7 protein-coding genes are annotated in these 7991 nt (G+C 49.2%); 2 read left to right on the top strand and 5 right to left on the bottom strand.

Features of this window, described 5'->3' with window-relative positions; genetic code table 11:
- Positions 1 to 663: 663 nt before the first annotated feature.
- The 3 genes from AD928_RS15330 to AD928_RS01180 all read right to left on the bottom strand — a co-directional run bounded on the left by AD928_RS15330 (position 664) and on the right by AD928_RS01180 (position 2930).
- Positions 664 to 1149, bottom strand: a complete 486-nt coding sequence (locus AD928_RS15330) for a DDE-type integrase/transposase/recombinase (RefSeq protein ID WP_373320574.1) — start codon at positions 1147 to 1149, stop codon at positions 664 to 666.
- A gap of 165 nt (positions 1150 to 1314) precedes the next feature.
- Positions 1315 to 1725, bottom strand: a complete 411-nt coding sequence (locus tag AD928_RS15335) for a transposase (RefSeq protein ID WP_373320573.1) — start codon at positions 1723 to 1725, stop codon at positions 1315 to 1317.
- A gap of 866 nt (positions 1726 to 2591) precedes the next feature.
- Positions 2592 to 2930, bottom strand: a complete 339-nt coding sequence (locus AD928_RS01180) for a P-II family nitrogen regulator (RefSeq protein ID WP_062247585.1) — start codon at positions 2928 to 2930, stop codon at positions 2592 to 2594.
- Between the two features lie 225 nt (positions 2931 to 3155).
- Here AD928_RS01180 and AD928_RS01185 point away from each other — a divergent pair, with 225 nt between their 5' ends.
- A complete protein-coding gene (locus AD928_RS01185) occupies positions 3156 to 4409 on the top strand; it encodes a UbiH/UbiF/VisC/COQ6 family ubiquinone biosynthesis hydroxylase (protein ID WP_082779672.1) in 1254 nt (417 codons plus the stop codon).
- 143 nt (positions 4410 to 4552) lie between these two features.
- The gene (gene cysE / locus AD928_RS01190; RefSeq protein ID WP_373320575.1) at positions 4553 to 5314 is read left to right on the top strand and encodes a serine O-acetyltransferase; all 762 of its coding nucleotides are present in this window, start codon (positions 4553 to 4555) and stop codon (positions 5312 to 5314) included.
- Between the two features lie 42 nt (positions 5315 to 5356).
- On the opposite strand, the gene AD928_RS01195 is transcribed toward cysE, so the two are convergent.
- Both AD928_RS01195 and AD928_RS01200 read right to left on the bottom strand, forming a co-directional pair.
- Complete coding sequence (locus tag AD928_RS01195; protein ID WP_062247581.1) at positions 5357 to 7591, bottom strand: HAD-IIIC family phosphatase; 2235 nt, start codon at positions 7589 to 7591, stop codon at positions 5357 to 5359.
- A gap of 54 nt (positions 7592 to 7645) precedes the next feature.
- Positions 7646 to 7927, bottom strand: a complete 282-nt coding sequence (locus tag AD928_RS01200; RefSeq protein ID WP_062247583.1) for a hypothetical protein — start codon at positions 7925 to 7927, stop codon at positions 7646 to 7648.
- Between the last annotated feature and the right edge of the window lie 64 nt (positions 7928 to 7991).

The following is a 7991-nucleotide window of genomic DNA, read 5'->3' on the forward strand; positions in this document are numbered from 1 at the left end:
GAAATTCAAGATCTAACAGGCCCTAGCCCTTATAGTAAGTACTTGTATCTAGGGTTTATGTATACGGATTTTGTTTGTAATACAATATGTTTGACGGCTTACGAGGTCTGTGCTCGGATAATGAAAATTAAGCAATCTTGAAAATTCTCAGGAGAATGAAGATGCCGCATTATCAGATTGATCAAGAATTTATTCCCTTCAGATAAAAAGGTATCCATTGTTGGATGATTGGTTCTTTAGCGTTTTCGCACAAGATGCCTGAGCTTTTATGTTGTGATAGCGCCTATCGACTGCTTGCTCTCTCAACTGGCACGTTCAAAATGATAATAACTGTTTAAAGGTGAGAAAAAATATATATTGTACATCATGTATAAATAAATTTTTTCATTATATGTAAAAATAATATTTAAATATTTTTAAAATGTAATGTTATTTATTTTACTTTATTTTTATTATACTATGTTTTGTTGCGATATTGATTGCATGCGATGCTGAGCATATTTTATGAAGTCTTTTCTGTTTGTTGTCATTACTGCGATGGATTGAAGTCGGTGGTGACGTGCCCCCCCCTTTTTTTGTTACCACTCAAAAAGAGAGTTCCCGGTTTTTATGGTTTGGGGTTGATGGGATGACAAGGGTCTCGGGGGCACGCCCCCGAGACCCTTATCTGGCGACCTGATCCGGTGTCCTGCCATCTAGTCGGGAATGTTGGCGGTACCGTATTGTAGTCCCCCCGCCAGTCCGCCAGAATTTGTCGGACTGGCGGGGGGACGTAAACAGTGTTTCGTTGAGGCATTCATCCCTCAACCGACCGTTGAAGTTTTTGACAAAGCCGTTCTGCTGCGGTTTCCCTGGGGCGATATAGTGCCATTTAACCTTGATCTCATCCGCCCATTTCAGGATGGCATGGGATGTGAATTCCGTGCCGTTGTCGCTGACAATCATGAGGGGTTTGCCATATCGTTCCACCAGGGAGGTCAATTCGCGCGCCACACGTCCTCCTGACAATGATGTGTCGGCAACCAACAGCAAGTTCTTGCGACTGAAATCATTAATAACGGTCAGAATGCGGAGCCGGCGACCACAAATCAGGGCGTCCGACACAAAATCCAGGCTCCAGCGCTGCCTAGGCTTCTGTGGAATGGTCATGGGAGCGCGCGTCCCCAGCACCCTCTTGCGGCCACCCCGATGGCGGACTTTCAGACCGTCCTCCTGATAAAGGCAGAACAGCTTCTTGTGATTGGGGTTGAACCCTTCCCGCGCCAGAAGATAGCTCAGGCGGCGGTATCCAAAACGGCGCCGCTGGCCCGCCAGTTACCGCAGACGCTGGCGCAGGACGCATCGTCGGCCTTGGTCGAAATATACCGCGCAACACGGCAGGCAAGCGCACAGGCACGGCGTTCGCTCAGGGCCAGAACACCACGAATATGGTCGACCGGCTGCCGCTTGGCGACAGGCGTCACCATTTTCTTCCAACGATTTCCTTTGGTGCTGCATTATCCAGCATCGCATCAGCCAAAGATGTTTCAGGCGACTGTTTTCATCTTCCAACGCCTTCAGTCGCTTTGCCTCGGAAACTTCAAGACCGCTATAGCGGGTTTTCCATTTGTGGAAAGTCGCATCACTGATCACGTGTTTGCTGCAAAGATCAGGGACCTTCAGCCCAGCCTCCTGTTCCTTCAGGATACTTATGATCTGCTCTTCCGTAAAACGACAGCGTTTCATTCGTCCGTATCCTTCTCGATCGGACTCTACTTTTAAATGGTTATATTCCCGGGGGCATGTCAGTTGTTTTGAAGCCCTGATTTACAATCTGTTCAGTGTACTGTGTTTTCGTAGCTGGAGAAAAGGAGGAGCTGACTGAGACCGTCATCGCTACAAGGTGTTATGCACTTTACATGAGCACGTTGATAGCGTTTCTGAGCATGCGGCCTGCGAAGGCGATCATATAACATTACTGTAAGTGTTTAGGCGCAGCTTTCATAGTCTTTGACCAGCCTTGTGCATCGCGTAACCCACGCCAAAGGCCATTCTGGATCTTCTTCCATCAGAAGCAGTTATGGAACAATCAGAGACCATTCGTTGTTACTGATATCAGATGGATACGGCCTTCGCACAGTAATAATCTATTTTTGCTGCATCATTCAGGTAAGTAAATACATAACTATGTTTAATTAAAATCATCATGTATGATTGATGAGTAGTGGAAGCCGAATAATAGCTTTCATTTTCTATCTGAGAGCAGTAGAATTTTATACGTATATGCTGCAAAAGAGGTCACATTCGGTGCCAGCCCCATTTGTTTCTGATTCAAGTAAAACATTCTTTACTTACCACTCCAATATTGTTTGCAAAGGATAAGAAGTCGTTGTTCTTGGGGTGTGAATTTTATTTATAGAGAATGCTCTATCAGGTCACATTATTCTTATGACGCTAGAACTTTACCAAATAATCTATAAAATAGATGCAGTAATTCGGTCTGATCCCGAGAGCAAATGGCCTTCAATCAAAGGTCTTTATATTGCTCAAGCAAACAGCATTTTTATTTCCCTTATTTTTTTTATATTTAAAATGTGAAAACCGTTTAAATCTTATAAAGCCTCTTCCCCCGTCTCACGTGTCCTAATTCTGATAACTTGGGTCAACACACTCACAAAAATTTTTCCATCACCAATTTTACCCGTGTGAGCGGTATCTAGGATGGCCTCAATGACCTGATCCGCCAGAGCATCGGAAACTGCAATTTCGACCTTGATCTTCGGGAGAAAACTGATCCGGTATTCTGCACCACGATAAATTTCTATCTGGCCTTTCTGGCGTCCAAAACCTTTAACTTCAGAAACTGTCAGCCCCTGAATGCCAAGTGGGGCAAGGGCTTCACGGACATCATCAAGCTTGAAAGGCTTTATAATCGCGGTCACCAGCTTCATGAGATCCAAATCCTTGCTCTTTTTGCCGGCTGAAGGGCTCAGAAAGCAGCCAGCATTCAGCCTCTATATAAATCTTGTATGCGTAAACATGCCAGATTTTTGGCGGGTTGACGAGCCTCCCTCTCTGGCCTTTCTGCCGGGGTGGGATAAAAGGGGAGTGGTTTTTTGCTCGTGGCCAGTTTTCGGGCCTTTGTCAGCGGGCACTGTGTATGAGGGATAACGTCAATGGCTGCCACGTCTGCATCCGCTGTTCAGAATGCTGTCACGTCTTCGCATCCGCCAGTGCAGGATGTCGATGTGTGCATTATCGGAGCTGGCCCTGTAGGGGGCTCTCTGGCGTGTCGCCTGGCTGTGGAAGGTATACGGGTTGCGATTGTTGACCGTGCTGATCTGCCGCCCATGGAACACCCTGATTTTGATGGTCGGGCGTATGCCATTGCCGCTGGTCCCAAAAAGCTTCTGGAAGAAGCCGGTATTTGGGATGTCCTGCCGCTTCCTGCCGGGCCGATTGAAGATATTCTCGTAACAGATGGTCGGCCCGGTGAACCCGCGTCTTCTCTGTTTCTGGAATTCACGCGGGAAGATGCGCATCAGCCTTTTGGTTGGATGGTTGAGGCGCGGGCCTTGCGTGTCGCGTTGAATGCCCAGCTTCATACGACGCCGAACATTACGGTGCTGGCCCCTGCAGAAGCTAAAGTAGTCAGAAAGGCGGAAGGTGCCGAGATCCATCTGAAGGACGGCCGCTCATTCAAGGCCTCTTTGGTGGTAGCCGCTGATGGCCGCAAAAGCCGTTTGCGTTCCGAGGCAGGGATCCCTCTGACAAAGCTGTCTTATGGACAAACGGCCATTGTGTGTGCGATTGCGCATGAGTTTCCGCATGATAACGGGGCCTTGGAACATTTCCTGCCTGCAGGGCCGTTTGCGCAGCTGCCAATGGCCGGGACTGAGGAGCATCCTTATCTTTCTGCCATTGTCTGGAGTGATAAAGATGCTCTGGCTCAGCGTTTTGCCGATCTGCCCGATGAGATGTTTGCTCGCGAAGTCGAGCGGCGTATGGGCAGTAATCGGCTCGGAAAAGTAACCCCTGTCGGTCGCCGTTGGGTTTATCCTCTCTCTGCTCAATATGCTCAGCGTTATACAGATACGCGTCTGTTGCTGGTTGGGGATGCTGCGCATGGTATTCACCCGATTGCAGGGCAGGGGCTTAATCTGGGGTTCCGGGATATCATCGCCCTGAGCGATATTTTGCTGACCGCCCATGCCAAAGGTGAAGACCTAGGAGCGCCCGCTCTGTTGGCGCGCTATCAGGCGCGTTGTCGCCCGGCTAATATGCTGATGCTTGCGGCGACGGATGCGCTGGATAGGCTGTTTAGCAATGATAACCCGCTGATCCGATTGGCTCGTGATGTGGGGATTGCAGGCGTCCATCGCCTTCCCAGGTTAAGAAAGGCCTTTGTAAAGCACGCCATGGGGCTTTAAAGCGAGACGACAACCGCAAAAGTCAGCTGCTTTCTGAAAGAAAGGACCTGCGTATGAACAGGCCGCACGTGTCTTCTATCCTCTCCAGCCATTTTGACGAATTCAGTCTGTGTTCGCCAAAACTGGAACTCCTGTGGCAGGAAATGGTTGAGCAGGCGTGTGTATGTCATGACCCGCTGGTACGGGGATTGCTGGCAACCGGAATACGAAGCCACGCAGATTTTGCCTCTGCGCTGGCGGCTTTGCTGGGACGGAAGCTGGGCGATAGATCTGTCGCCGCAGATGCTCTGGCAGAGTTAGTGAAAGAAAGTTTCGACGCACAGCCAGAGATCGTCTGTGCCGCTGCAGCTGATATGGTGGCTATTCGTGAGCGTGACCCGGCATGCCCGGATTACGTAACACCCTTCTTGTTTTTCAAAGGGTTCCATGCGGTTCAGAGCTATCGGGTTGCGCATTGGCTTTGGCGTGCAGGGCGGCGGCACTTAGCTTTGCATTTGCAAAGTCGTGGCTCAGAGCTTTTTGGGGTGGACATTCACCCCGCAGCGCGTCTTGGGCGTCGTATTCTTTTTGACCACGGGACAGGCATTGTGGTGGGGGAAACGTCCATCATTGAGGATGATGTCTCTATCCTGCAGGAAGTAACTTTGGGCGGGACGGGGAAGCATTCCGGAGATCGACATCCCAAAGTAAGGCGAGGAGTGTTGATCGGCGCAGGCGCAAAAGTGCTGGGAAATATTGAAGTTGGGGAAGGGGCGAAAATAGGTGCGGGTTCAATTGTTTTGGAATCGGTACCACCCTTCACAACTGTGGTCGGCAATCCCGCACGGAAGGTCGGCACGAAGCATTCGGGCATGCCGGCCTTAAGTATGGACCAGATGCTTCCACCGATTGATTACATTATCTAAGAAAAAGCCCCCGTATCTTTGAGGATACGGGGGCTTTTTTTATCAGGCCTTCTTGATGTGAAGTGGCATCATAGGCACTTCGTCACCATCCAGAATAAATTGTCTGACGCCATCCTGCGGCGCGATTTCCCGGAAACCGGCGCGCAGATACACTTCCCGGCACGGGGTGTTATCAGGCGTTTCCTTGATTGTGGCCGTGATGTCTGTTTCACCCGTACGGGCTGAGCGCAGAAGTTTGACAGCTTCCGCAACGACAAACTCTTCAACTTCCATACCCAGAACACGGCAGCTCATCACGTATTGCGTGATTTCTGTGCCTTTCAGGTAAAGGACACCAACAAGTCCATATTCGGTGAATTTATCTTTGACCTTGAACGCAAGAATTTTCCCGTCTGTCTTCAGGAAATCAGCGATGTTTTCAAAAGACCAGCGTTGGCCGTTCGTGTTGAACTGATTGGTCTTGTTGGTCAGTTCCAGCGCACGACCAAATTCAGGCTGATCGGTGCTGGTGATGTTGATGAACGAGACCTCGCAGTGAAGAGACGCAAGGAATTCAGACCTGTCCATTGTGGAACGGGTTTCTTCGCGCTCAATCTGCCCCCGGATCATTTCTTCACGTTTGCCAGATTCTTCTGTCATACGTGCAATCTGAGTTTCAGCAGACCAGAGGAGGATACGGCGCGTCAGATAAGGATTGCCGCCGATAACCCGGACGTCCGGCAGAGCTGATGCAACAGCAGCACGTTCTACAGGGTTATCATCAACAAAAACCACACTCTTTGGCTTAATGTTGAACTCTTTGCAGATTTCAGAAATGTTCTGAGCCTTCGGCGTCCAGTTGATTTTGACGGACGAGAAGTCGTCCAGTGAAATCAGCTTGGGCTCAATAACATCATCCCATCTGTTCTTAACGTAATCATAGTCATTTTTAGAGCAGATCGCGACAAGGATGCCGCGGGCCCGCAGATAGTGAATGGCTTCCCAGATCCCCAGCGGCCACCCGTCAGTCCGGGGCCAGGGCTGTGCTTCCGGTCGATAATGTTCGGCAATCTGGCCACGCCACAGCGTGTTATCCAGGTCAAACACCACCGCCTTAACCTGATCCACCTGCTTTGTGGTCCGGTAAGCCGTGACCATCTGACGGAAGATAGCATCAAGGAAGGCATCTTTTTTAACAGGATAAACTGTTTCCAGCGGAGGAATGGGTTCATTTCTGGCAATGGAACCAAAATCATCCCAATCCTGATAGGTCACAGCGCCATGCGAATAGAAATAAACGAGGTCATCAAGAATATAACGCTTACCAATTGTTGATGCGACAGCGTCAACATTCAAAAGATAAGCATTTTTATAGCCAGCGACTTTCTCGTTCAGATAGTCATTCAGTCTCTGAACTATCGTCGTCAGATCATTGTTGCTACCGCGCTCATACATGCTGGACGCGGTGCTCATCTGCGGCACAATGAAATTGGAGACGAATGTCAGCAGGCCATGCCGCTCATTGTAGATCATCGCGCTGGAAAGCATGGCATCAATGATGCTGTAAGCGTCCTGCAGGATGGTCTTGGTAAAGCCTTCCTCGTTAAAACGAAAACCCCAGATTACGCGGTCGCTCAATACAGAGCGTAGCGGGATCTGCAGGTACTGAAAATCGTAGTCCGAGACAGGCGAGGGCGGCGCCTCAGGAAGTACACTGACGAAATTATAAGGGATATAGTCAAATTTCGTTTCAGGATGTCGGCCCTGAAGCTGCTCATGGTAAAGCGCGGTCAGGCAGGAGCCAACCAACAGCACTTTCCCAACTTTTACGTTTGTGACTTCAAGGTCAGATGGGAACAGAAATTCAGCATCAGATAGACCTGTTGGCTGCGCTGCGGACTCTGAGGCAGGCTGAGTTTCAACGGATGCTTTTTCCTGCTTGATAACGGGAGGGGCAGGATTATCAGAAGCAAAAACTGCCTGTTGTTTGAGAATGAAGCGTGTGTCCGGATTGCCTGGGTGTTCCAGAACAATTGTAAGAAGCCCCTCTGGATCTTTGAAGGCTTCGATTGAACGCCACATGATGTCACCGCCTTCATTCAGAAGCAAAAGACGGTAATTTTCTATGCGCCAGGATCGTTCATTAGGATGGGAATATCCTTTGATTTCTCCAGACGGGCTGAGGATCAGTTGGTCCGACAAAGGTGTCCCGTTCGTTGGCCCAAAAGCCCAGCGAAAATCAGTAACGGGTGGGGACACGACGGCAGACTGTCCTTGAAAGTTTTTTGTTTCAATCATTATTAAACCTACAACGCAAAAATAGACTTGATGCTGAGTGACTGGGAGTGTGGCTTAGTGCGCAGGCTGAAGCAAATTAAGAATTCTGTCTGAGAGAGCCTTGTAGACTGGCCGGTCAAAGTGGGCGCCCCCAAACATTCCATCTTTGTTTAAATCATCTTCTGTTGTCAGAACATCACTCATATCAATGTAGTCAAAGCTATATTTCGTTGCGAGTGGAAGCGCCAGATCGTTTATCTCACCAAAGAATTCCAAAAGATTCTGATCACGTCCGACAGAGTGGTTAAGGCCAATAATAACGATATGTTTTTGAGCGTTTAGAAGGCGGTTAAACATATCACGCAGGTTCCACAGGAAGATGTTTTTCTGGAAGCCACCTACGGCGTGTCGTCAGTTAAGC

Origin of the sequence: Acetobacter cerevisiae (assembly GCF_001580535.1) — a bacterium.
Taxonomy (GTDB): Bacteria; Pseudomonadota; Alphaproteobacteria; order Acetobacterales; family Acetobacteraceae; genus Acetobacter; species Acetobacter cerevisiae.

What these genes read in the sequence shown, in the direction of transcription:
- AD928_RS15330 (WP_373320574.1), bottom strand. Translation starts at nt 1,149, where the DNA reads ATGACCATTCCACAGAAGCCTAGGCAGCGCTGGAGCCTGGATTTTGTG.
- AD928_RS15335 (WP_373320573.1), bottom strand. Translation starts at nt 1,725, where the DNA reads ATGAAACGCTGTCGTTTTACGGAAGAGCAGATCATAAGTATCCTGAAG.
- cysE (WP_373320575.1), top strand. Translation starts at nt 4,553, where the DNA reads ATGGTTGAGCAGGCGTGTGTATGTCATGACCCGCTGGTACGGGGATTG.
- AD928_RS01200 (WP_062247583.1), bottom strand. Translation starts at nt 7,927, where the DNA reads ATGTTTAACCGCCTTCTAAACGCTCAAAAACATATCGTTATTATTGGC.
- AD928_RS01195 (WP_062247581.1), bottom strand. Translation starts at nt 7,591, where the DNA reads ATGATTGAAACAAAAAACTTTCAAGGACAGTCTGCCGTCGTGTCCCCA.
- AD928_RS01185 (WP_082779672.1), top strand. Translation starts at nt 3,156, where the DNA reads ATGGCTGCCACGTCTGCATCCGCTGTTCAGAATGCTGTCACGTCTTCG.
- AD928_RS01180 (WP_062247585.1), bottom strand. Translation starts at nt 2,930, where the DNA reads ATGAAGCTGGTGACCGCGATTATAAAGCCTTTCAAGCTTGATGATGTC.